Raw genomic sequence first — 23076 nt, 5'->3', positions numbered from 1 at the left:
AGGCCGAAAACGACAAAAAACAGGCAGTTTGCGACGCAGTTGCTCCTAGCAACTCCCGCCACCATATATAGTACCCATTCTTCGGCCCCGAGCCGGAAACATCATAAGTCAGCGCATGAAAATTTGGGACAAAGGCATTGCCGTCGATAAGAAGATTGAACAGTTTACCGTGGGCCGCGACCGGGAGCTGGATATGTACCTGGCACAGTTTGACGTGCAGGCGTCCCGGGCCCAGGCCAACATGCTAGCCGGGGCAGGGCTGATTTCCGCGGAGGAAAACCAGCAGCTGCAGCAGGGCCTGCAGGAACTGGCCGCGCAGCTGGAAGCCGGCACGTTTACCATCGGCGAGGACTTCGAGGACGTGCACTCCAAAATCGAATCCTACCTGACCGAGCACTACGGCGACGCGGGCAAAAAAATCCACACAGCTCGCTCCCGCAACGACCAGGTGCTGACCGCCATTCAGTTGTTTCTGAAAGACTACACCCAGCGTGCGGCTGCTCGCACCCTGGAGTTGGTGGAAGTGCTGTTGCAGAAAGCCGAGGCGCACCAGCACGACCTGATGCCCGGCTACACCCACTTTCAGGCGGCTATGCCCAGCTCCTTCGGGCTCTGGTTTTCGGCCTACGCCGAGCACCTGCTCCTGGATTTGGCTTTGTTTGAAGCGGCCCACACCGTAGCCGACCAGAACCCGCTGGGCTCGGGCGCGGGCTTCGGCTCCTCCTTCCCCATCGACCGGCTGCAGACTACCCGGGAAATGGGCTTTGGCCAGCTGGCCGTGAGCAGCGTGGGCGCCCAGATGCTGCGGGGCAAAACCGAGAAAACCGTGGCCTTTGCCCTGGCCGGCATGGCCGCCACCCTGGCCAAAATGAGCTACGACCTGGTGCTCTACAACGGGCAGGACATGGCCTTCGTGGAGCTGCCCAAGGAATTCACCACCGGCTCCAGCATCATGCCCCACAAGAAAAACCCCGACGTGTTTGAGCTGATTCGGGCGCGGTGCAACGCCCTGCAGGCCCTGCCCAACACGCTCATGCTGGCCACCGGCAACCTGCCCAGCGGCTACCACCGCGACTTCCAGATTCTGAAGGAAATCCTGTTCGAGCCGATGACGCAGTTTCTGGACATCCTCGACATCGTGCTGTTTGCCTTGCCCCAGCTGCGCATCAAGCCCAATCTGCTCAACCAGCCCAAGTATGACGCCGTGTTCACGGTGGAAAACATCAACCAGCTTATCCAGACCGGTACGCCCTTCCGCACGGCCTACAAGCAGGTGGGTTTGGCCGTGGAAGATGGCTCCTACGTCCCGCACAAGGAGTTCCAGACTACCCACCTGGGCAGCGTGCACAACTTGGGGCTGGAGGAAATCCAGGCGAAGGTGGCTACTTTCCGAGCCGGTAGCCGGCTTATGGGCTAAGCTGTTTGGGCACTAACCGCAGGCTATCCAGCCTACCGGCTAACGACAATTGTACTAATAGTTCCTAACAAGCGTTTACTCACCTCACGCAAAGAGAAGTCTCTGCGATTAAAAAATCCGTCGTATTTGGCAGATAAGCCCGAACTTGCGGGCTTATTACGCCCCGGAATGCCGCGGCCAAGCTCGACCATTACGTTTTACTTACCTGAATTTTTTCATGAGCACCCGCAAACAGCATATTGCTCAGGTGGCTTTGCAGCTATTCGGAGAAAAAGGCTTCGAAAATGCGTCCACGCAGCTGATTGCAAAGGCAGCCGGCGTTTCGGAAGCCCTTATTTTCAAGCATTTCGGCTCCAAGGACCAATTACTGGAGTTCGTGGTGAAGAATGGCTATAAGCGCATTATCGAGGATAACCGCGGCGGCCTGAACGAGCCCGACCCCCTCACCTTCATCCACAGCGTAATTGAGCTGCCCTACAAGCTGGTGAAAGAAGAACCCTTCTTCTGGAAGCTGCAGTACCGCCTGGCCGACTCCGACATGGCCCGCCGCCAGCACGAGCGGTTTATGCGGCCCGTACCGGCTTTGCTGCGCCAGGCCTTCGAGAAGCTGGGCTACGCCGAGCCCGAGAAAGAAGCCAAGCTGCTGCTGATTCTGGTAGAAGCCCTTTGGAAAATCGAGGCCAACAAAACCGACGAGAACGTGCGGGAAATGCTCGACTTCATCAAGCAGAAGTACCAGGTGCAGTAAGCTCGCTGCCAGGTGCCGGCCTGCCCTTATCGGCCCAAACAAGAAGCCCCAACCGCAGCAACGGTTGGGGCTTCTTGTTTTAAGCGGAGGCAACTTTTACAGGTGAATCACCTCGCCATACGCGGCGGCGGCGGCTTCCATAATGGCTTCCGACATGGTGGGGTGCGGGTGCACGGCTTTGATGATTTCGTGGCCGGTGGTTTCGAGCTTGCGGGCTACCACCACCTCGGCAATCATTTCCGTCACGTTGGCCCCAATCATGTGGGCGCCCAGCCACTCGCCGTACTTCTTGTCGAAGATAACTTTCACGAAGCCGTCCTTCACGCCGCCGGCCGAGGCTTTGCCCGAGGCCGAGAAGGGGAACTTGCCCACCAGCACGTCGTAGCCCTGCTTTTTGGCTTCGGCTTCGGTGAGGCCCACTGAGGCAATTTCGGGCGAGGCGTAGGTGCAGCCAGGAATGTTCTGGTAGTTGAGCGGCTCGGGATGGTGGCCGGCAATTTTCTCCACGCAGATGATGCCCTCGGCCGAAGCCACGTGGGCCAGCGCGGGGCCAGGCACGATGTCGCCGATGGCGTACACGCCGGGCACGTTGGTCTGGTAGAAGTCATCCACGATAATGCGGCCTTTCTCCACCTTGATGCCCAGCTCCTCCAGGCCCAGGTTCTCAAGGTTGGTAACCACACCGGCGGCGCTCAGCACCACGTCGCACTCGATTTGCTGGTCGCCCTTCGCGGTTTTGATGGTTACGGTGCAGCCGGCGCCGCTGGTATCCACCTTGGTTACCTCGGCCGAAGTCAGCACGTTCACGCCGATTTTCTTGAAGGATTTCTCCATCTGGCGCGACACCTCTTCGTCTTCCACGGGCACAATGCGCGGCAGATACTCCACCAGCGTCACCTCCGAGCCCATGGTGCGGTAGAAGTAGGCAAACTCCACGCCGATGGCGCCGGAGCCTACTACCACGAGGCGCTTGGGCAGCTCGGGCAGCGCCATGGCCTGGCGGTAGCCAATGATTTTCTTGCCGTCGATGGGCAGGGCGGGCAGCTCGCGGGAACGGGCGCCGGTGGCCAGAATGATGTGCTTGGCCTCCACGGTTTCTTTGGCGCCGCCTTCCTTGGTTACTTCTACTTCGCCCGGGGCCACCAATTTGCCCGTGCCGGACACCACCTCAATCTTGTTTTTCTTGAACAGGAAGTTGATGCCCTTGCTCATGCCATCGGCCACGCCGCGGCTGCGCTGAATCACGGCGCCGAAGTCGTAGCCCACGCCTTCAGCCTTCAGGCCGTAGTCGCCGGCGTGGTTGAGGTACTCAAACACCTGCGCACTTTTGAGCAGGGCCTTGGTGGGAATGCAGCCCCAGTTGAGGCAGATGCCGCCGAGCGACTCCCGCTCCACCACGCCTACTTTCAAACCTAGCTGCGAAGCCCGGATAGCGGCTACGTAGCCGCCCGGGCCGCTGCCAATCACGACCACGTCGAATTGCAATGCCATATGTTGGAAATTTGCTTGCGGAAGAAGACCTTCTTGCCGTACTTTTGAGGAAAACTGTCTTCCTGAAAAAAGACAGACAATGGGCTGAAAGCATCTGCTCGCAAACCCGGGGTAAAGATAAAGAGGGAAAGTTATCCGGCTAATCTCCGCACCGGCCAAATAACTGGCGTAAAAATTGCCCTCTCGCCCGCGCTCCTCCCTTAAGTACCATTTTTCTGGATTTTCAGTTTTTCCGTTCTCGTCCTATGAAGCACCTGTTCCCACTGTTCCTGACCAGCTCCCTGGTTGGTTTGCTCGCCTTTGGCGCCCAAGCCCAAACCACAGCTCCGGTTGCCACGCCCGTAGCCGCGTCGGCTGCTCCGGCTGCGGCCCCCACCAAGGTCGATCCGGCGGTGTTGCCGCCCAAAAAGCTCACCTCTTCCGACTACAAAGCGCAGATTGCCACGTCCACGAAAGTTCTCACGGCCGACCCCAAGAACGTGGAGGCCCTGATGACGCGCGCCAAGGCTCACCTGCAGCTGAAGTCTTACGATGAGGCTATCAAAGACTACTCTGCGGCCCTCAAGCTAAAGCCCGGTGATGTGGACGCGCTGTACAACCGCGGCCTGGCTTACCTGAAGAACGATGACTCGAAGCTGGCCATGAACGACCTTTCGGCCGTGCTACGCCTGCGCCCCGACGACAAGGAAGCCTTTTTTGCCCGCGGCGTGGCCAAAATGCAGATGAGCAACTTCAAATCGGCCCTCGGCGACTTTGCCAAGACCATTTCGCTGGATGCTGCCTACGCCGATGCCTACGAGTACCGGGGTATCTGCTACGCCTCCATCAACAAGCCCAAGGAAGCCCAGCGCGACCTGGAGCAGGCCGTGAAGCTGAACCCCGACGCGGCCAAGAGCCTGCGCAAATACGGCAAGAAGTAAGGGCCTGAATGGCTAACTGATAAATTACAAAAAGGCCCGCCTCTTAAGGCGGGCCTTTTTGCTGGGTAACGGCTCGGGAAGGGTCTGAACGAGTCTAGACTATCATGCATTTCAGCTGCATAAAAAGACAAGCAGCGGCTAGCATCCTGACTCTGGATTACTGTTACAACGTTAGCACGCGAGCTGCTTCGGCTGCGCCCCTACATGACGGATAAAACTAATCAACCAGAAAACCATTGAGCCATCCAACTATACAGCCTTTCACTTCCCCAGCAGCAACTTCACGTAGAAGCTGGGCCGGCGCAGCCGTTCCCGCAGGTCCAGGTCCAGGAACATGTTGCTGATGGTTTCGGCCAGGGTGGGGTTGCGGGCGGCACGGTTGGCCACGAAGTTGAACAGCCACGGATACTGCAGCAGGCGCTGCATGGCCCGGCTCAGGCGCAGCTCCTGCCAGAGGCGGTTGTACACGGCCTTATCGTAGCCCCGCAGAAAAGAGGCTGAGAAATCCTGGGCGGCCAGAGCCCGGCCGGCCCAGTCGGCGGCGTGGCGGCCCGAAACCATGGCGTGGCTGATGCCTTCCCCGCTGAAAGGGTCAATCAGGGAGCCCGCGTCGCCCAGCAGCAGGTAGCCTTCCCCGGAGAGGGGCCGGCGCCGGGAACCCAGCGGCAACCCGAAGCCCCGCACCGGCCCCAGCCGGCGGGCCTGGGCAAACCGGTCTTTCAGGGCCGGGTGAGTAGCCAGGATTTCATCCAGCCGCTCCCGCAGCTTCACCTTTTTCTTGGCTACGGCCGCCGACAGCATGCCTACGCCCACGTTGGCCTGACCATTGGGCAGCGGAAACACCCAGAGGTAGCCCGGCAGAAACTCCTTGATGAAGTGCAGCTCGATGAAGTTGTCGGGGTGCAGCCCCGCTACGCCCTCGTAGTAGGCGCGCAGACCCGCGCAATGGTGGTCGGGCTCCAGCTGGTGTCCCCCAATCTGCCGGGCAAAAGCCGACTGGGCCCCGTTGGCCACCAGCAGCACGCGGGCAGTGGCCAGGGTCGTGCCATCGGCGGCCAGCAGCTGCCAGCGCCCATCGGGCAGGCGCTGCTGGCGGGCCACGTCGGTGTTTTCGCGGAAGTCGATCAGGGGCTGCTGGCGCACCTGCTCCACCAGAAAGTTGTCGAAGTCGATGCGCTTGCTGATGTGGCCGGCGGGGCAGTCGGTGGCCGGGTTGTAGTGGGGCTTGAACGGGACGGCCAGGCGCTGCCCATTCGGCGCGTAGAAGTCAATTCCCCAGCTTGGCAGCTGCTGGGGCTCGGCGGCCAGGCGGGCGGGCAGGTCCTCCCCAATGCGGCGCAGCTCGCTGATGACCTTACCGCTAAGGGCGTCGCCGCAGACTTTGTCGCGGGGGAAGGCGGCGCGGTCCAGCAGCAGGCAGCGGTGGCCGGCCCTGGCCAGGTGCAGCGCGGCCGTAGCGCCCCCCGGCCCGGCCCCCAAAATACAGATATCCACTTCGCTCATAGCTGCCAGTTCTGCCGGCGAAGGTACTCAGTTTCGGGTGCTGGCGTGAACTGTTCGCCAGACTAGCGGAGAGCAGCTATTTCCCGGGCATCACCGTACAAGGCACAACTCATTCATTTCCTGCGAATAGCTCCTTCTCTTCTACGAATATGCAAACCTCTTTACGCCGCCTGGGCCTGGCCGTGAGCCTGCTGGCCTTCACCACGCAGTGCGCCACCACCTCCGAAACGGACAACCCCAATAACCGCGCCCTGCCCACCGCGGCAGCGCCTGTGACGGCTGCACCAGCACCGGCAGCCGACGCTACCACAGCTGCAGTTCCCCCCGCTCCCGAAGCAACCGCCACGGCCCCGACAACCGCAGCCCCGGCCGCGCCCGCCGAAAAGCGCCTTACCGCCGCCGACTATAAGGCCCAGGTGAAATCGGCGGATATCCGGCTGAAAACCATGCCGAAGGATTCCAAGGCTTTGCTGCGCCGCGCCAAGGCCCACAGCCAGCTGAAAAACTACACCCTGGCCATGGCCGATTACAACGCCGTGCTCAAGCTGGAGCCCGCCAACGCCGAAGCTTATTTCAACCGGGGCCTCACCCGCCTCCGCCTCGACCAGTACACGCCCGCCATTGCCGACTTCTCCAAATCCTTGCGCTACAACCCCAACGACAAGGAAGCCTTTTTCAGCCGGGGCGTGGCCCGCTTGCAGATGGCCAACTACCGGGGCGCTATTCCAGACTTTACCCGCGCCCTGGCCGTTGACTCGCTCTACGCCGACGCCTACGAGTACCGCGGCATCAGCTACGCCTCGCTCTACAAGCCCAAGGAAGCCCGCCGCGACCTGGAAAAAGCCGTGAAGCTGAACCCCGCCGCCGCGAAAAGCCTGCGCAAATACGCCAAAGACTAGCCCAGACGACGTTTGCCGGGACTCGGAGTTGGCCCGTTCCTGCGCTTCGGCTACCTTCGCCACATGACAAAAACGCTCGAAGGAAAAGTGGCCCTCATTACGGGCGCTTCCAAAGGAATTGGCCGCGCCATTGCGGTGCATTTTGCCCAGCTGGGGGCGCAGGTGGCTTTCACCTACCTCTCCAGCGTAGAAAAAGGCCAGCAGCTGGAAACGGAGCTGGGCGCCCACGGCACCAAGGTGAAAGGCTTCCGCTCTGATGCCTCCGACTACGCCCAGGCCGAAAAGCTGGTGGAGGATGTGGTGGCCGAGTTCGGCAAGCTGGATATTCTGGTTAACAACGCTGGCATCACCCAGGATGGCCTGCTCATGCGCATGAGCGAGCAGCAGTGGGACCAGGTGCTGGCCGTGAACCTGAAGTCAGTGTTCAACCTGACCAAGGCGGCTACTAAGCCCATGATGCGCGCCAAAGCCGGCTCCATCGTGAACATGACCTCGGTAGTGGGTATTAAGGGCAACGCGGGCCAGAGCAACTATGCCGCTTCCAAGGCCGGTATCATCGGCTTCACCAAGTCGGTGGCGCTGGAGCTGGGCTCCCGCAACATCCGCTGCAACGCCATTGCGCCGGGCTTTATCGAAACGGAAATGACCGGGGAGCTGGATCAGAAGGTAGTAGACGAGTGGCGCAAGGCCATTCCGCTGCGCCGCGGCGGCACTCCCGAGGACGTGGCCAAAGCCACCGCCTTCCTGGCTTCCGACGACAGCAGCTACATCAGCGGCCAGGTGCTGCAGGTAGACGGCGGCATGCTCACGTAGGCAGTTAGCTTCTTTTGAACGACACCCTTAGCACGTCATGCTTGATCTGGCGTCCGCTTGTCGAAGCATCTCTACCGAACGATTTCGTGCGAACGAAGCGGTAGAGATGCTTCGACAAGCGGACGCCAGATCAAGCATGACGTACTTTTTTCCCTGCTTCCTTTCTCTGCCAGTCAACTAATGCGTCGCCTGCTGTCCATAGCCTTGGCTGTCCTGCTGCTACTGGTAGTCCTCGCCTACTCTTACCTGATGCCCCGGCGAGGTCCTGGCCGCAACCGGCACCGGGCTGAACTAACCACCTTGCTCATCTCGCTGAAGCTGCACCAAGGGGACCTTATTTTCCATACGTCGCAGTCGGCGCAGAGTCGGGCTATTCAGCTCGCCACACACTCCCCTTATAGCCACTGCGGGATGCTGTTTCGGCAGGGTGGCGAGTGGCAGGTGCTGGAGGCCGTGCAGCCGGTAGGCATCACGCCCCTGGAGAAATGGATTATACGCGGCAAGGGCGGGCACTTCGTGGTCAAGCGTCTGCGCGATGCCGAGCAGGTGCTCACACCCGAGGCTCTGCGCCGCCTCAAACGCGCCGGCCAGCAGTACCGCGGCAAGGACTACGACCAATACTTCGGCTGGTCGGATGAACGAATCTACTGCTCCGAGCTACTCTGGAAGATGTACCAGCAGGCAACAGGCCGCGAAATCGGGAAACTGCAGCACCTGCGGGACTTCGACCTCTCCCACCCCGCCGTGCAAGCCAAGCTGCGCGAGAGGTACGGCCGCCGGCTGCCCCTGGATGAGCGGGTGATTTCGCCGGTGCAGATGCTAGAAAGCCCGGAACTGGTGACAGTGGTGGAGCGGTGAGGATCTAAGGCTAGACGTAAGCTTAATAGTTAGGCGGAAAACATTGAGGCCCCATTGCTCCTCCACCATATTCAAGCACTAACTCGTCTGATTGAATTAGGTACGTACAGCTACGGGCATATTGTTCGCGAAGGCTATCTGGAATGGGTTTCTTGAATACGTTAAAAGAGTACATACCCATTCCACTTCTCTTAAATCCCAACTTTGCAGGCTCTCCATTTTGGATCGAGATGCAATCGGCTGCCTCCAGTTTCTCCTGAAGCTTATCGAGCATAGTCTGAGTCCAGCCTAAGCTGGAAACTATACTATCTATTTTGGCTGGTTTATAATCACTAGCGTAAGTGTAAGTTGGGTTTTTATTTGATCCTTCTTTTACTACTATTCGGCTAATAGCATCATCTTCAACTTCTTTTTCCGGAGGAACTACTGATGCATAAAAGCCAATTGCGTCCTGGATAGCCTCATGGTGTTCAGAATAGCTAGTAATTAAATCCTGACGAGTATAGTCCTTGTCGAACAAGCCGAAAGCACTAAAAATCATCAGCATATATATTACATATCCTATAAACACTGAGATTATCAGTGCGCTAATTTCTATGACAACCTTTATGTAAGTATTCATCGAGTGAGGTTATTTCGCCTTCTCATAAGGAAACGGCAAACTAACCCGAATTTCGTGGTCTTCGCCGGCTTGGTTGGTGAAGCGCGCGGCCCGCATCACGCGCAGGGCTTCTTCGTCGCAGCCGCCGCCCAGGCTTTTTACCACCGTCACATCCTGGGGAATACCTTGCTTGTCGATGCGCAGCTCCAGCGTAACGCGGCCTGCCAGGTGCTGCTGCCGGGCCGCGGCCGGATATTGGAGCTGGGCGTACAGGGCCTCGTAGCCGCCAATCAGCTCTACCGGCGACTTTTCCTCATCCACAACTGGGCGCGGCGCCACGTAGAGGGTCGGCGGGTTGGGGTTGAGGCTGGCCGTGGGCACTTGGTAGGAAATAGACCAACGCCTCAGGTAATCCTCCAGCGGCTCCATCCCGATCTTGGCCCGCCGGGTGTTCACGTTCGGCTCATCCTCAATAGGCTGGAGCTGATATTGGCCGTTGACGGCGGGACCGAGCTGGGAGCCGTACAGCTGCTTTTCGCCTTTCTCAACTTTCAGTCGGTCAATCAGCAAGGCCAGTGACGACCAGCGCAGCTCACCCTTGTCGGCGGCGGCGGTAAGCAGAGGCAGGTACTTATCGTCGGGGTTGTGCTGAATCACGAGAAAGGCTACCGACTGCTGATACTCGCCCACCAACGATTTGCCCGGGTAGCCGTGGACGGTAATCAGGCTGTCGACCTGACGTATCAGACGGCTATCTAGCGTGCTTTGCTGCTGCATAGCGGCCCGCAGCTGCGGAGAGTCGGGGCCGTAGGTGCGGTCGGCCTCGGCGGCTACGCGCCGGAACTGCTGGTCCTGGTGGCCGATTTGCCGGATGAGGGCGAGTAAGGGCTGGTCGAATTGGGCTTCGTGGCGCTGCTGGCGGGTGCGGGCCTGCGCCAGCACTAGAAGCCAGGCAGGTTGGGTCCTCAGCCCGGCGAAATCAGGCTCTTCCTGCAATGTTTCGGGGGAGTAGTAGCCGGTGGCCACAGCGCGTTTCAGGAGCCGCAGGGCGGCCGGCACATTGTTCTGCCGGGCCGCTGTTCGGGCCTGCTGATACAAGGCTGGGCCTGCCTCTTCGGCGACCAGGACCATGGATTGGCGAAAGGCATTTTGGGCTGCGGGCTGGGGCAGCCCCAGGGCGAGCAAGGCAGTGGTCAGATACGGCAGCATAAAACAAGAATAAGCGGCATTGAATAACTAGCTGCCGAAGTAAGCAATTCTTTTTTACCTGCTTGTCCGCCGTCATCTTCCTACCTTCGCTCCCACCCTATTCTGCTCGCCTGCGCAACCCTGCGGCGCTGCTTGGGGTTCTTGGTGCAGCCGCTATTCCCTTCCGCTGTTGATCTTCTCTGCTTCTCCCTGGTTTATCTTGGTGTGCCTGCTGGTGGGCGCGGGCTATGCTGCCCTGCTGTATTCGGCCAAAGCGCCCTGGGGCCGGCCGCTAAACTACGTCCTAGCCTTTATCCGCTTTGCCGTCGTAAGCTTTCTGTGCTTCCTGCTCCTCTCACCCTTCCTCAAAACCACCACCACCACCACCGAAAAGCCCACTGTGGTGCTGGCCGTGGATGACTCGCAGTCGGTGGGGCTGTTTACGCCGGGCGCAGTGCTTTCCCAGGCTACCCGGGGCTTGCAGCAGCTTACCCAAACCCTTACGGAGCGCGGCTTTCGGGTAGAAACGCGCCCCCTCAGCCAGCCCACCCACCTTAGCTCCCCCGATTCGCTGCGCTTCACGGCCGCTACGTCTAACCTCGACGGACTGCTCTCCACTGTCGGCGACGCCTACGACGGGCGCAATCTGGCGGGCGTGGTCCTGGTCTCGGATGGTATCGTCAACCAAGGCCGCTCGCCGGTATATTCGGAGTATCGTTTCCCGGTTTACGCCGTGGGCGTGGGCGACACCCTGCCCAAGAAAGACCTTAGCCTATCCAATCTCACCTACAACCGCGTCGCCTTCAGCGGCAACCGCTTCCCGCTGGAAGTTGAAATCGGCTACGAAGGCTTTGGGGGCAGCCCCGCCACGGTGCAGGTGCGCGAAAACGGCCGGGTGCTGCAAACCCGCCGGGTAACGCTGCCAGCGAATGGCCGAAGGACCAAAACCACGTTTCTGCTCACCGCGCCCGCGCCCGGCAAACGCCGCTACGAAGTACTGATTGAGCGGCAGCCCGGGGAGTTCACCTCCCTCAATAACCAAAAAACGGCTTACATCGACGTGGTGAAGGGCAAGCTGCGGGTGCTGTTGGCCGGCGCCGCCCCCCACCCCGACCTGAAGGCCCTGCGGGCGGCCATTCTCCAGAACAATAACTTCGAGCTAATCACGTACCTGCCCGGCATTGGCGGGCTGCCCGCCCCCACCTACGACGTGGCCATTCTGCACCAGCTGCCCGCCCAGGGAAACCTGGGAGGAGAGCTGCTGGCCCAAGTGCGCATCCGCCGCGTGCCGACCCTGTTCGTGCTGGGCGCGCAGTCGGACCTGGCAGCCTACAACCGCCTGCAAACCGGGCTTACGGTGCAGCCACGCGGCGGCCAGACCGATGAGGTAACCCCCGTTCCGAACCCAGCCTTTGCCCGCTTCACCTTTGAGGAAGACGCTTTGCGCCGCTTTGCGGAATACCCGCCCGCGCCGGTGCCCTTCGGGCAGTTTAGCTTGAGCGGAGCAGCCGAAGCGGCGCTTTGGCAGCAGGTAGGCCGCCTGAAAACACAACGTCCCTTGCTGGTCTTTGGCGGCTCGCCCCAGCAAAAACAGGCCACGCTGCTCACCGATGGCAGCTGGCAGTGGCGTCTGCAGGAAGCCGTGGAGCATGATGCCCGCCCCGAAGCCTACGACCGGCTGATCATCCGCACCCTGCAGCTGCTCACCCAAAATGCCAACAAGAAGCGCCTAGATGTGTACCCCACGCAAGACGACTTCACCACCCAGGACGATGTGACCCTAGGCGCGGAAACCTACAACGCGGTATTTGAGCGGGTGTACGGTCAGCCCGTCACACTCACGCTCACCGACGAGCAAAAGCAGACGCGCACCTTCCGCTTTGTCCCTACTGAGGATGGCGCCCCGCTGCACCTCGGCCCACTGGCCGGGGGCCTCTACCGCTACCAGGCCCGCGCCACCCTGGGTGGCCAGCCCCAGCAGGATGCCGGGGAGCTGCTGGTACAGGAGCAGCAGCTCGAAGCCCTGGATGCCCGCGCCGACCACAACCTGCTGCACCAGCTGGCCCGCCGGAGCGGCTCGCGCCTCTATTATCCGCAGCAGTTTGCCCAGCTTGGGCAGGATATCCTGAAGGCCAATTACAAGCCCGTCATCTACGAGCAGGAAGACTTAAAGGAGCTCATCAACCTGAAATGGCTTTTTTTCCTGCTCCTGGCCCTGGTAACGGCCGAATGGGCAGCCCGCAAGTACTCCGGCGGGATATAAGCCAGTAGCCGCGAAGCCGGACTAGCCTGTCCCCGGGGCACCGTCGTCCAGCCCGGTTCCCCACCACGCAGTTGCTTTACGTTTTTGGAGTGTGTCAAAAACGTAAAGCAACTGCGTGCTGGATTTTGCTTCACCTTTTTAAAGAATGTCAAAAAGGTGAAGCAATTGCGTAGTGGATTTTGCTTTCGGGTTTTACAGCATCCGGAAAACCGAAAGCAAATCCACTGCGCGGGCCGCTGCTTTCTGCTGCGGGTCCGGGAGAAGAATAAGCCGCGGTGGGTTGGCTTATCCCTTGGTACCTTTACGCCATGCGCTACGTCCTGCTCAACAAACCCTACGAAGTCCTCACGCAGTTTACCGACGAAACCGGCCGGCAGACGCTCAAGGATTTCGTGCAGATTCCCAACATCTACCCCGTCGGCCGCCTCGACTTCGACTCCGAAGGCCTGGTGCTGCTCACCGACGACAAGCAGCTCCAGCACCGCCTGTCGGAGCCGCGGTTTAAAGTGCCCAAAACCTACTGGGCGCAGGTAGAGGGCATACCTACCGAGGCGGCCCTGGAAAACCTGCGGCGCGGCGTAGACCTGAAAACCGGCTACACCTCCCCGGCCGAGGTAGAATTGCTACCCGAAGCCCCCGTGCTCTGGGAACGAAGCAAGCCCGTTCGCTTCCGGGCCAACATACCAACCAGCTGGGTGCAGATTCGCATTTCGCAGGGCATGAACCGGCAGGTGCGCAAAATGACGGCGGCCGTCGGCTTCCCCACCCTGCGCCTCGTGCGCGTCAGCATTGCTGATTTGAACGTGGAGAAGCTACAGCCTGGCCAGTGGCGTGAACTGACGACGGCTGAAGTACAGGCCCTGCGCGAGGATATGGCGGCCCAGACTGCGGCAGCCGGCACGTTTAAAGCGCCCGGAAAAGGGGCTGAATTCTGGCCCGGGGGCGTGCCACCCTCCACCAAAGCCTTGAAAGCCGCCGGCCGAAAAGCAGGCCCAGCCGCAAGCAGTGGCCGCAAGCCCGCCGCTGCCGGAACCAGCAGAGCGGCCGGCAAGCCCGCTAAGGGTAGCGCAGCCGGTCGGCCCGGCACTGCCAGCAAACCGGGCGCCGCACCTAAGCCGGGCACTGGCCGCTCAGCGGGAAAACGCGGCCGGTAACCATGCGGCGGCGCACAAAAATCGGGCTGCTGGCGGGGGTACTGGCCTTGCTTGGCCTGAACGCCGTGGCCTTTTTCCACGCGTGGCGCTTTACTCACTTCTCCACAGAAACGGGGCCCCGCACCGGTCACCCCGAGCGGCTAATGGGTTGGCGCAAGCTGGCCGTACTGCTGACCGGCGTGGCTAACCCCAAACCCGTCAACTACGCTACTCCGACATTTCCTTACCAAACGGTGCTCCTGCCGGGCCCCAATGGCCGCCTCGAAGCCTGGTACGCGCCGGTGCCCGGAGCGCGCGGCACGGTGGCGTTGTTTCACGGCTATACCAGCAACAAATCGGCGCAGCTCACGGAAGCCGCCTATTTCCGCCAGCTTGGCTACTCCATTTTGCTTACCGACTTTGCCGGCAATGGTGGCTCCGAGGGTAACCGGTGCACCGTGGGCTACCGTGAGGCCGAGGACGTGCGTGCCGTGTTCCAGTGGCTGCAGCGTCAGCAACCGGGCCAGCGCATTGTGCTCTACGGCGTGAGCATGGGTGCCGAGGCCATCTTGCGGGCCGAAAGTGAGCTAGGCGTGCAACCGACAGCCAACATTGTAGAATGCCCCTACGGCAGCATGCTGCAGACGGCCCGCAACCGATTTACGGCCCTGCGCGTCCCGGCCTTCCCCTTAGCCAACCTGCTGGTGTTCTGGGGCGGCGTGCAGAATGGTTTCTGGGCGTTTGATCTGGATGCTACCCAGTTTGCTACGCGCATCAGCACGCCTACCCTATTGATGTGGGGCGAAGCCGACCCACGCGTCACGCGGGCCGAAACCGATGCTATTTTCCAGCATCTGCGCGGCCCCAAGCAGCGTCAGGACTTTGCCGGTTCCGGCCACGAGCCCTACTGGGTGAAGCATCCCGCGCTGTGGCAGCAACGCATTCAAACCTTCCTGACGGCTGACTTGAGCCAGTAGCCTGTTTCTTCGCAACAACGGCCCGGCCTCCGCCTAGATTGAGGGCAGGGGCCGGGCCGGTGAATTTAAGGAATTGGGAAAGCGCAAAAAGTTCTTGGCGCTTAGGACTACTTCCGCTTTTTGTTGGCCCCATCTACGCTTCCGGAACCTTGGGAGGTGCTGTCGTTGGGCTGGTTGTTGCGAAACTCCTTGTCTGAGCTATCAGCCCCGCGCTCATCTGAGGGAGCGGCGTGGGAGCCTTGCGGGCTCTTGGGGTTAGGGTCTAACTTGCCTTTTTTTGCCCCGCCGCTGTGGCCCTCCCGGCTGGGCACGTTTTCGCCGCGCGTGTTATCGGCCCCGCCTGGCACGGGTCCTTCATACGGCCCGGGCTGCTGCCCGCTTACGCCGCCTACTTGGCCACCAAAGTCACTTTGCTTTTTTTCGAGGTGCTCATTCTTGCTTTTCATATGCATCAGTAAGGCTGGTACAACATGGTTTGCGACCGGTCACGGTGCCTGACTATGGTACGTACAGGAATAACTTATTGGTTATAAATATTCTATATTTTGTTATATTGATGAGCTTCAGAGCTAGACCTCGACCAACCGCAACCTTGTACTCAATTTCTTAGATTGAGCAGTAATGAACTCGCCAGCTCCTAGCATTAGCTAAATAGCATTTTATACAACCCCAGCTTTGGCGTCAGCATTGACACGTCAGCCCAAAAACAGCACCAAATACAGACCACATCTTACTGCCACAGCTCGGACGCAGGCAACTGCTATGATCTATTTCCGTGGCTTACAGCAACCCCAACAGCTGTAGGGTAGAAAATTAAATTTTGACAGCAGTAGGAGGTTTTGTAAAAACCCATTACTTGCGGAAACATACTAGCACCGGCATATGGAAGTAGAAACTGTAAAATACCCAGCTATCCGCAACTATGTAGGCGGCCGTTTTGTGGAGAACACAACGCCGGTATCCTTGGATGTGTACAGCCCGCTTACGGGAGCTGTCATCTCTACCGTACCCTTAAGCGGCCCTGCTGCTCTTGACGCTGCCGTGCAGGCCGCCCAGGCGGCTTACCCAGCGTGGTCGGCGACGCCCATTAAAGAGCGGGTGCAGATTTTCTACCGCTACAAGACGCTATTAGAGCGCGACATGAAGGCTCTGGCCGACTTGGTGCGGGAAGAGAATGGCAAAACCTACGACGAGGCCCGTGCTGAGGTAGAAAAGGCCATTGAGCTGACTGAGTTTGCCTGCTCCATGCCCCAGCTCATTCAGGGCGAGTTTCTGGAAGTAAGCAAGGGCGTGGAAGCCCGCGTGGAGCGCAAGCCCCTGGGCGTGGTAGCCAGCATTGCCCCGTTCAACTTCCCCAACATGGTGCCCCACTGGACTATCCCGAACGCGCTGGTGCTGGGCAACACCATGGTTCTAAAGCCCTCGGAAGTGGTGCCGCTGAGTGCGGGCAAGATTGCCGAGCTGCTCAAGGAAGCCGGCCTGCCCGACGGCGTACTCAACATCGTGCACGGCGACCGGGAAATTGTGGAGGCCATCTGCGACCATCCCGCTATCCAGGCCGTGTCGTTTGTTGGGTCTACCAAGATTGCCAAGGTGGTATATATCCGCGCTACTTCGAATTTAAAGCGCTGCGTGGCGCTGGGCGGGGCCAAAAACCATCTGATGGTACTGCCCGACGCCCACCCCGATATGACGGCCTCCAACGTGGCCGCGTCCATGTCGGGCTGTGCGGGGCAGCGCTGCATGGCGGGCTCTACCATGGTGGGCGTGGGCGCGGTAGACGACATCGTCGCCAAGATTGTGGAGGAAGCTCGCAAGATTGTACCCGGCCAGAACTTGGGCTCCGTCATTAGCAAGGAAGCCAAAGCGCGCATCGAGCAGCACATTACCGAAGCCGAAGCCGCGGGCGCCAAAGTCCTGCTCGACGGCCGCAATGCCCGCGTGGAAGGCCACGAAGACGGTTACTACGTGGGCGCCACGGTGGTAGATTACGTGACGCCCGATATGCGCATTGCCCAGGAAGAAGTATTCGGGCCAGTGCTGGCCATCATGCGCACTAACACCCTGGACGAGGCCCTGGCCATTGAAAACGCTAACCCCTACGGCAACGCCGCCGCCGTGTTTACCAGCAGCGGCAGCTCGGCCCGCTACGTGATGGACCATGCCAACGCGGGCATGATTGGCGTGAACATCGGGGTGCCGGTGCCGCGGGAGCCGTTCTCCTTCGGTGGCTGGAACGAGTCGAAATTCGGGGCCTGCGACATCACGGGCAAAAGCTCCATCGAGTTCTGGACCCAGCTCAAGAAAACCACCACCAAGTGGAACCCTGAGTCGCGGGTGAACTGGATGAGCTAGCAAGCAATAGACCTTCCTGCGGAACACTACCCAGGCATGATGCCCCAATCAAAATAGTCCCCCTATGGAAACCACCTTCGACACCGATAAGCACCAAATTCTGCAGGACAACCTCGACCACACGCTCTTTTCCTGGTCGAAGCAGGCGGGCCTGAGCCCCATCAGCGCCGAGCGGGCCGAAGGGGTGTATCTGTGGGACCGGGACGGCAAACGCTACATCGACTTTTCCTCCCAGCTGATGAACGTGAACATCGGGCACGGCGACCAGCGCGTGACCGAAGCCGTAGCAGCCCAGATGCGGGAGCTGAGCTACGTGTATCCCGGCATGATTACCAAAGCCCGCGGTGACCTGGGCCGGAAGTTGGCGGAAATTACGCCGGCTAACCTGACCAAGGCTTTCTTCACCCTGGGTGGGGCCGAGGCCATTGAAAACGCCATTAAGCTGGCCCGCGTGTACACCGGGCGCCACAAGATTGTCACGCTCTACCAGTCGTTTCACGGGGCTTCATACGGGGCCATCAGCGCTGGCGGCGACCCGCGCAAATTTGCCGTCGACTCCCAGGCTATGCCGGGCGTGGTACACGTCGAAAACCCGTATTTCTACCGCTGCCCCTGGTACAGCAGCACCCCAGAAGAGTGCGCCGAGCGGGCCGCCGCCGCTATGGAGCGCATCATTCAGTATGAAAACCCGGGTAGCGTGGCCGCCATCATTCTGGAAGGCGAGTCGGGCACTTCGGGCTGCATCAAGTACCCGCCCACCTACTGGCAGCGGGTGCGCGCCATCTGCGACAAGTACGGCATTCTGCTGGTGGCCGATGAGGTAATGAGCGGCTTCGGGCGCACGGGCAAGTGGTTTGGCTCCGACCACCACGGCGTGAAAGTGGATTTGATGTGCATGGCCAAGGGTATCACGGCCGGTTACCTGCCCCTGGGCGCAGTAATGGTGGACGAGGCCATAGCCAAATCCTTCGACGACAAGCCCCTGCCCCTGGGCCTCACTTACTCGGCCCACCCCGTTTCCTGCGCCGCTGCCGTGGCCGTACTGGACATCTACGAGCAGGACCACCTGCTTGAAAATACCGTCACGCTGGGCAAGCACCTCGACGCGCGCATGTGCGACCTGATGGGCCGGCACCCCAGCATCGGCGACTGGCGCAACACGGGCCTGTTTGGCTGCATTGAGCTGGTGAAAAACCGCCAGACCAAAGAACCCATGGCACCCTGGAATGCGGCCCCGCAGCAAATGGAAATCATGAACAAGGTGGCGGCCAAAATCAAGGAGCTGGGCATGTACACCTTCGTGCGCTGGAACTACATTTTCATTGCGCCTCCGCTGAGCATAACCAAGGAGGAGCTCGATGAAGGCTTGGACATCATCTCCCAGGCCATTGCCGTGGCCGACGAGTACGCGCAGTAATCCGGGCACTATGGCCTGCTGCGTGCCGAACCCGCTTCCGGCGTAGCGCCTACTTTCTATTGCGTTGTCCTTTAAGGCTTTTTCTACAAAAGCCTAGCGCGGCTTATTTGCTTTTCCGAAGCCGAAGCGGTACATTTTCCTTTTAAACCACTCCCCCTTTTCTTCTACGGCATGGCGTCTTTGCTTATTCGGAATGGTCGCGTGATAACCGCCGACTCCGACAGTGTGTGCGACATTCTGGTGGAGGGCGAAACCATTGTGGCCATCGGCAAAAACCTGCCCGTGCAGGCCGACGAGATAATCGATGCCACCGGGAAGCTGGTGATGCCCGGCGGCATCGACCCGCACGTGCACCTGGATATGCCGTTCATGGGCACGTTCAGCTCCGATACCCACGAAACCGGCACCCGCGCTGCCCTGCACGGCGGCACCACCACGGTTATTGACTTCGTGCTGCAGAAGCAGGGCCATAGCCTGCGCGAGGCGCTAACGGAGTGGCAGGGCCGCGCTACCGGCACCGCCGTAGGCGACTACTCCTTCCACATGGCCGTAACGGACTTCAACCCCAGCACCAGGGAAGAAATTAAGGACATGGTGGCCGAGGGTATTACCTCTTTCAAAACCTTCATGGCCTACAAGGGTGCGCTCATGATTGACGACGCGCAGATGGTGGGGCTGATGCAGGAGGTGAAGAAGCACGGCGGCCTCGTGACAGCCCACGCCACCAACGGCGACATGATTGACACGCTCATTGCCCAGCACCGCGCCGCGGGCAAGCTCACGCCCCGCTACCACTACCTCTCCCAGCCCGAAGTAACCGAAGCCGAAGCGTCAGGACGATTCGCCGACATTGCCAACTACACCGGAGTGAATGCCTACATCGTGCACCTTACCTGCGAGGGTGCGCTTAATCAGGTGCGCCGGGCTACGGAGCGCAACCAGCGGGTGTTCGTGGAAACCTGCATCCAATACCTGCTGCTGGACGCCTCCTTGTACGGCGACGATTTTGAGGGCGCCAAGTGGGTGATGTCGCCGCCGCTGCGGGAGAAAAAGGACCAGGCCACGCTCTGGGCCGGCATCAACCAGGGCCTGGTGCAGGTGGTGGGCACCGACCACTGCCCCTTCATGCTGGAGCAGAAGAAAATGGGCGCCGACGACTTTTCAAAGATTCCGAACGGGCACCCGGCCATTGAGCACCGCATGGAGCTGCTGTTTTCGGAAGGCGTGATGAAGGGCCGCATCAGCCCGCAGAAGTTTGTAGAAGTGACGAGCACCAACGCGGCCAAAATCTTCGGCATGTTTCCGCGCAAAGGCACCATCAGCATCGGCGCCGACGCTGACCTTATCCTCATCGACCCCCGAAAAAAGCACACCATCACGGCCGAAACCCACCACATGAACTGCGACTACTCCGGCTACGAAGGCTGGGAGCTGACGGGCAAAATCGACACGGTGTTGCTACGCGGCCAGGTAGCCGTAGATGCAGGCGAAACAAGGGTTTCTAAAGGATACGGCCGCTTCATTCGTCGCGGGCGGGTTCAGTTTTGAGTTTCGGGTTTAGCGTTTCGAGTTGAATCGGACTTCAAACCCAAAACTTTAAACCCGAAACTCAAAACTGAAAGAATTATGGCTACCATCCAATGTTTCGAGGAGCTGGAAGCTTGGCGGAAAGCTCGGGAAATGGCAAAAGCCATTTATGGGATATCCAAAAAAGGTGAGCTGGCGCGGGATTTTGCCCTGCGCGACCAACTGCGCCGGGCAGCAGGTTCAGTGATGGACAATATTGCGGAGGGCTTCGATCGGGGCGGCCGGGGTGAATTTCTGCAGTTTCTGGGCATTGCTAAGGGCTCGGCCGGTGAGGTTCGTTCTCAGCTATACCGAGCCTTTGACCAACAGTACTTGACCCACGCTGAATTTGAGATGCTCACGGCCCAAACTGATGAAATATCACGCCTTATCAAGGGATTACAAAAATACCTCAATGCCACCACAGTTAGGGGTGAACGATACAAACCCGCTTGATGACACCTTATTAATGGCAACAACTCGAAACCCAAAACTCTAAACCCGAAACCCAAAGTATATGCCCAGAATTGTTAAATCCGGCCTGATTCAGATGAGCCTGCCGATGACGGAAGGCGAAGGCAGCATCGAGGAAATCAAGGAAGCCATGGTGCAGAAGCACATTCCGCTGCTTGAGGAAGCCGGCCGCCAGGGCGTGCAGATTCTCTGTTTGCAGGAAATTTTCAACACGCCCTACTTCTGTCCCGGTCAGGACAAAGCCTGGTACGCCTCCGCCGAGTCGGTGCCCGGGCCCACCACGGAGCGCATGGCCGAGTACGCCAAGAAGTACAACATGGTCATCATTGTACCGGTGTACGAGCGGGAATCGGCCGGTTTCCTCTACAACACGGCTGCCGTCATCGACGCCGACGGTACCTACCTGGGCAAGTACCGCAAAAACCACATCCCGCATACTTCGGGCTTCTGGGAGAAGTTCTTCTTCAAACCCGGCAACCTGGGCTATCCGGTATTTCAGACCAAGTATGCCAAGGTGGGCGTGTACATCTGCTACGACCGGCACTTCCCCGATGGCGCCCGCGTGCTGGGGCTCAATGGGGCGGAAATCGTGTATAACCCCTCGGCCACGGTAGCGGGCCTCTCCCAATACCTCTGGAAGCTGGAGCAGCCGGCGCACGCCGCGGCCAATGGCTACTTCATGGGCTGCATCAACCGCGTAGGTGAGGAGAAACCCTGGAACCTGGGCCGCTTCTATGGCACCTCCTACTTCGTGGATCCGCGCGGCCAGATCATTGCCCAAGCCGACGAATACAAGGATGAGCTGCTGGTAAGCGAGTTTGACCTCGACATGATAGACGAAGTGCGCGCCACCTGGCAGTTTTTCCGCGACCGGCGCCCCGAAACCTACGAGAAACTGGTGGAGCTGTAAGGGTTTCGGGTTTGGAGTTTTGGGTTCCGAGTTGGCTCCCTGCCTGTTTTACGCCCAAAATTCCTGCCTTCTTCCAGGCTGTGCGGACGGCCAGCAAAAAAACCAGACAGAGCAGCTAACAGCTCTATTGTCCACACAGCCTAACCCGAAACTCCAAACTCCTAACCCGAAACTCCCCAAATGGCCGAATACACTCCCCCCACTACCGAGCAGGAATTCGCTGAAAACTTTGCTCAGCTTAGGCCGCTGATGAGCAACTCGGAGGCGCTGCTAGAAAGCTCCCGCTGTCTGTTTTGCTTTGATGCGCCCTGCATCAAGGCCTGTCCTTCCGGCATTGATATTCCGCTGTTTATTCGGCAGATCAACTCCGGTAATGCTACCGGCGCGGCCCGCACCATTTACGAGGCCAACTACTTCGGCAATGCCTGCGGCAAGGTGTGCCCCACCGAGGTGCTCTGCGAGGGTTCGTGCGTGTACACGGCCACCGGAGCCAAACCTATCGAAATTGGGCGGCTGCAAAGCCATGCTACGCGCAAGGTGATGGACCAGGGCAAGCACTTGTTTCAGCCGGGCACGCCTACCGGGTTTCGCGTAGCCGTGATTGGAGCCGGGCCAGCGGGCATTTCCTGCGCCTGCGAGCTGCGCAAGCTGGGCCACGAGGTAGACGTATTCGAGGCAAAAAGTAAGCCTTCGGGCCTGACGCTCTACGGCGTGGCGCCCTACAAAATCACCAACGAGGAAACGCTGGCCGAAATGGCCTACCTGGAAGCCCAGTTCGGCTTTCGGGTACATTATAACTACGCCATCAGCACCCGCCCCGATCTGGAAAAGCTGGAAAAGGAGTACTCGGCCATCTTCCTGGGCATCGGGCTGGGGCACACGTCGGCGCTGGGCTTGCCGGGCGAGAACCGGGAAAACTGCGTGGGCGCGGTGGAATTCATCGAGCAGTTGCGCATCCGGCAAGAGCAAACCGCCGTGGGCCGCAAGGTGATTGTGCTGGGCGGCGGCAACACCGCCATGGATGCCGCTTCCGAATCGGCGCGGCTGGGCGCGGAACGAGTGGTGCTGGCCTACCGCCGCGGCAAGGAGGAAATGGGCGCCTACGAGTTCGAGTATGACCTGGCTAAAGGCGTAGGTGTGCAAGGCTTGTTCAACGTGGCTCCCCTGGAAATCCTGGGCAACGGCAAGGTGGAAGGCGTGAAGTTCGTGCGCACCGCCACCCTGAACGGGCAGGTGCAGATCGTACCGGGCTCGGAGTTCGTGGAGCCCTGCGACATGGTGATAAAAGCCACCGGCCAGGCCAAGCAAACCAGCTTCCTCGGCCTCATTCCCGAGCTGCAGGTCGATGGCAGAGGCTGCATCGTCTTCAATCCCAACACCGGCCAAACGACCAACCCGCGCTACTTCGCCTCGGGCGACGCGGCTAACGGCGGCGCGGAGGTAGTAAATGCCGCCGCCGAAGCCAAAGCTGCCGCTCACGGCATTCACCAATTCCTTACTAAAAGCTAAGGCTAGAACTAGAATACTCCCCTCCTTATTTGAA

General features: G+C 59.8%; 20 protein-coding genes. 15 read left to right on the top strand and 5 right to left on the bottom strand.

Going from position 1 to position 23076, the window contains the following annotated elements; translation table 11 throughout:
* Window positions 1-115: 115 nt before the first annotated feature.
* Both argH and FY528_RS18240 read left to right on the top strand, forming a co-directional pair.
* Complete coding sequence (argH, locus tag FY528_RS18245; RefSeq protein ID WP_149072458.1) at window positions 116-1417, top strand: argininosuccinate lyase; 1302 nt, start codon at window positions 116-118, stop codon at window positions 1415-1417.
* Between the two features lie 217 nt (window positions 1418-1634).
* A complete protein-coding gene (locus tag FY528_RS18240) occupies window positions 1635-2165 on the top strand; it encodes a TetR/AcrR family transcriptional regulator (protein WP_149072457.1) in 531 nt (176 codons plus the stop codon).
* 96 nt (window positions 2166-2261) lie between these two features.
* Here FY528_RS18240 and lpdA read toward each other — a convergent pair whose 3' ends face one another.
* Entirely contained in the window at window positions 2262-3656 is a 1395-nt protein-coding gene (gene lpdA / locus FY528_RS18235) for a dihydrolipoyl dehydrogenase (protein WP_149072456.1), read from the bottom strand.
* A 245-nt stretch (window positions 3657-3901) separates the two neighbouring features.
* On the opposite strand from lpdA, the gene FY528_RS18230 reads away from it, so the two are divergent.
* Complete coding sequence (locus tag FY528_RS18230) at window positions 3902-4576, top strand: tetratricopeptide repeat protein (protein WP_149072455.1); 675 nt, start codon at window positions 3902-3904, stop codon at window positions 4574-4576.
* 261 nt (window positions 4577-4837) lie between these two features.
* Here FY528_RS18230 and FY528_RS18225 read toward each other — a convergent pair whose 3' ends face one another.
* Window positions 4838-6079, bottom strand: coding sequence for an NAD(P)/FAD-dependent oxidoreductase (locus FY528_RS18225; RefSeq protein ID WP_187632188.1), 1242 nt, complete (start codon window positions 6077-6079; stop codon window positions 4838-4840).
* 149 nt (window positions 6080-6228) lie between these two features.
* Here FY528_RS18225 and FY528_RS18220 point away from each other — a divergent pair, with 149 nt between their 5' ends.
* From FY528_RS18220 to FY528_RS18210, 3 genes are all read left to right on the top strand, one after another.
* Window positions 6229-6978 carry a tetratricopeptide repeat protein gene (locus FY528_RS18220; RefSeq protein ID WP_149072454.1) on the top strand — a complete coding sequence of 250 codons (750 nt, stop codon included), beginning with the start codon at window positions 6229-6231 and terminating at the stop codon, window positions 6976-6978.
* Window positions 6979-7041: 63 nt separating this feature from the next.
* Window positions 7042-7791, top strand: a complete 750-nt coding sequence (fabG, locus tag FY528_RS18215) for a 3-oxoacyl-[acyl-carrier-protein] reductase (protein ID WP_149072453.1) — start codon at window positions 7042-7044, stop codon at window positions 7789-7791.
* A gap of 180 nt (window positions 7792-7971) precedes the next feature.
* Window positions 7972-8649 carry a YiiX family permuted papain-like enzyme gene (locus FY528_RS18210; RefSeq protein WP_262384053.1) on the top strand — a complete coding sequence of 226 codons (678 nt, stop codon included), beginning with the start codon at window positions 7972-7974 and terminating at the stop codon, window positions 8647-8649.
* A gap of 22 nt (window positions 8650-8671) precedes the next feature.
* On the opposite strand, the gene FY528_RS18205 is transcribed toward FY528_RS18210, so the two are convergent.
* Both FY528_RS18205 and FY528_RS18200 read right to left on the bottom strand, forming a co-directional pair.
* Window positions 8672-9271, bottom strand: coding sequence for a hypothetical protein (locus FY528_RS18205; protein WP_149072452.1), 600 nt, complete (start codon window positions 9269-9271; stop codon window positions 8672-8674).
* A gap of 9 nt (window positions 9272-9280) precedes the next feature.
* Entirely contained in the window at window positions 9281-10459 is a 1179-nt protein-coding gene (locus tag FY528_RS18200; protein WP_149072451.1) for an energy transducer TonB, read from the bottom strand.
* Between the two features lie 169 nt (window positions 10460-10628).
* Between FY528_RS18200 and FY528_RS18195 the strand changes: the two genes are divergently transcribed.
* The 3 genes from FY528_RS18195 (at window position 10629) to FY528_RS18185 (ending at window position 14811) form a co-directional block, all read left to right on the top strand.
* On the top strand, window positions 10629-12701 hold the full coding sequence (locus FY528_RS18195; protein ID WP_262384052.1) for a vWA domain-containing protein: 2073 nt from the start codon (window positions 10629-10631) through the stop codon (window positions 12699-12701).
* A gap of 308 nt (window positions 12702-13009) precedes the next feature.
* A complete protein-coding gene (locus FY528_RS18190; protein WP_149072450.1) occupies window positions 13010-13855 on the top strand; it encodes a pseudouridine synthase in 846 nt (281 codons plus the stop codon).
* A gap of 2 nt (window positions 13856-13857) precedes the next feature.
* Window positions 13858-14811: an alpha/beta hydrolase gene (locus tag FY528_RS18185; protein WP_149072449.1), complete on the top strand. Its 954-nt coding sequence runs from the start codon at window positions 13858-13860 to the stop codon at window positions 14809-14811.
* Between the two features lie 107 nt (window positions 14812-14918).
* On the opposite strand, the gene FY528_RS18180 is transcribed toward FY528_RS18185, so the two are convergent.
* A complete protein-coding gene (locus tag FY528_RS18180; RefSeq protein ID WP_187632187.1) occupies window positions 14919-15257 on the bottom strand; it encodes a hypothetical protein in 339 nt (112 codons plus the stop codon).
* A 436-nt stretch (window positions 15258-15693) separates the two neighbouring features.
* Between FY528_RS18180 and FY528_RS18175 the strand changes: the two genes are divergently transcribed.
* The 6 genes from FY528_RS18175 (at window position 15694) to FY528_RS18150 (ending at window position 23042) form a co-directional block, all read left to right on the top strand.
* On the top strand, window positions 15694-17166 hold the full coding sequence (locus tag FY528_RS18175; protein WP_149072448.1) for a CoA-acylating methylmalonate-semialdehyde dehydrogenase: 1473 nt from the start codon (window positions 15694-15696) through the stop codon (window positions 17164-17166).
* Window positions 17167-17230: 64 nt separating this feature from the next.
* Window positions 17231-18583 carry an aminotransferase class III-fold pyridoxal phosphate-dependent enzyme gene (locus FY528_RS18170; protein WP_149072447.1) on the top strand — a complete coding sequence of 451 codons (1353 nt, stop codon included), beginning with the start codon at window positions 17231-17233 and terminating at the stop codon, window positions 18581-18583.
* Between the two features lie 171 nt (window positions 18584-18754).
* Window positions 18755-20131 carry a dihydropyrimidinase gene (gene hydA, locus FY528_RS18165; protein WP_149072446.1) on the top strand — a complete coding sequence of 459 codons (1377 nt, stop codon included), beginning with the start codon at window positions 18755-18757 and terminating at the stop codon, window positions 20129-20131.
* A 78-nt stretch (window positions 20132-20209) separates the two neighbouring features.
* Window positions 20210-20605, top strand: coding sequence for a four helix bundle protein (locus tag FY528_RS18160; RefSeq protein ID WP_149072445.1), 396 nt, complete (start codon window positions 20210-20212; stop codon window positions 20603-20605).
* Between the two features lie 61 nt (window positions 20606-20666).
* Window positions 20667-21533, top strand: a complete 867-nt coding sequence (locus FY528_RS18155) for a nitrilase-related carbon-nitrogen hydrolase (protein WP_187632186.1) — start codon at window positions 20667-20669, stop codon at window positions 21531-21533.
* A 180-nt stretch (window positions 21534-21713) separates the two neighbouring features.
* Window positions 21714-23042 (top strand): FAD-dependent oxidoreductase, encoded by a 1329-nt coding sequence (locus FY528_RS18150; protein WP_149072444.1) that lies wholly within the window; start codon window positions 21714-21716, stop codon window positions 23040-23042.
* Window positions 23043-23076 lie beyond the last annotated feature (34 nt).

The organism is Hymenobacter lutimineralis (assembly GCF_008271285.1).
Taxonomy (GTDB): Bacteria; Bacteroidota; Bacteroidia; order Cytophagales; family Hymenobacteraceae; genus Hymenobacter; species Hymenobacter lutimineralis.
The sequence above is the reverse complement of the archived record's forward strand: the minus strand, read 5'-3'. Positions and strand labels throughout refer to the sequence as shown.

Coding starts and splice junctions, on each gene's coding strand:
- FY528_RS18205 (WP_149072452.1), bottom strand. CDS start 9,271: ATGAATACTTACATAAAGGTTGTCATAGAAATTAGCGCACTGATAATC.
- FY528_RS18155 (WP_187632186.1), top strand. CDS start 20,667: ATGCCCAGAATTGTTAAATCCGGCCTGATTCAGATGAGCCTGCCGATG.
- FY528_RS18220 (WP_149072454.1), top strand. CDS start 6,229: ATGCAAACCTCTTTACGCCGCCTGGGCCTGGCCGTGAGCCTGCTGGCC.
- FY528_RS18160 (WP_149072445.1), top strand. CDS start 20,210: ATGGCTACCATCCAATGTTTCGAGGAGCTGGAAGCTTGGCGGAAAGCT.
- FY528_RS18150 (WP_149072444.1), top strand. CDS start 21,714: ATGGCCGAATACACTCCCCCCACTACCGAGCAGGAATTCGCTGAAAAC.
- FY528_RS18200 (WP_149072451.1), bottom strand. CDS start 10,459: ATGCTGCCGTATCTGACCACTGCCTTGCTCGCCCTGGGGCTGCCCCAG.
- FY528_RS18170 (WP_149072447.1), top strand. CDS start 17,231: ATGGAAACCACCTTCGACACCGATAAGCACCAAATTCTGCAGGACAAC.
- FY528_RS18225 (WP_187632188.1), bottom strand. CDS start 6,079: ATGAGCGAAGTGGATATCTGTATTTTGGGGGCCGGGCCGGGGGGCGCT.
- hydA (WP_149072446.1), top strand. CDS start 18,755: ATGGCGTCTTTGCTTATTCGGAATGGTCGCGTGATAACCGCCGACTCC.
- FY528_RS18185 (WP_149072449.1), top strand. CDS start 13,858: ATGCGGCGGCGCACAAAAATCGGGCTGCTGGCGGGGGTACTGGCCTTG.
- FY528_RS18180 (WP_187632187.1), bottom strand. CDS start 15,257: ATGAAAAGCAAGAATGAGCACCTCGAAAAAAAGCAAAGTGACTTTGGT.
- FY528_RS18210 (WP_262384053.1), top strand. CDS start 7,972: ATGCGTCGCCTGCTGTCCATAGCCTTGGCTGTCCTGCTGCTACTGGTA.
- FY528_RS18175 (WP_149072448.1), top strand. CDS start 15,694: ATGGAAGTAGAAACTGTAAAATACCCAGCTATCCGCAACTATGTAGGC.
- lpdA (WP_149072456.1), bottom strand. CDS start 3,656: ATGGCATTGCAATTCGACGTGGTCGTGATTGGCAGCGGCCCGGGCGGC.
- fabG (WP_149072453.1), top strand. CDS start 7,042: ATGACAAAAACGCTCGAAGGAAAAGTGGCCCTCATTACGGGCGCTTCC.
- argH (WP_149072458.1), top strand. CDS start 116: ATGAAAATTTGGGACAAAGGCATTGCCGTCGATAAGAAGATTGAACAG.
- FY528_RS18240 (WP_149072457.1), top strand. CDS start 1,635: ATGAGCACCCGCAAACAGCATATTGCTCAGGTGGCTTTGCAGCTATTC.
- FY528_RS18230 (WP_149072455.1), top strand. CDS start 3,902: ATGAAGCACCTGTTCCCACTGTTCCTGACCAGCTCCCTGGTTGGTTTG.
- FY528_RS18190 (WP_149072450.1), top strand. CDS start 13,010: ATGCGCTACGTCCTGCTCAACAAACCCTACGAAGTCCTCACGCAGTTT.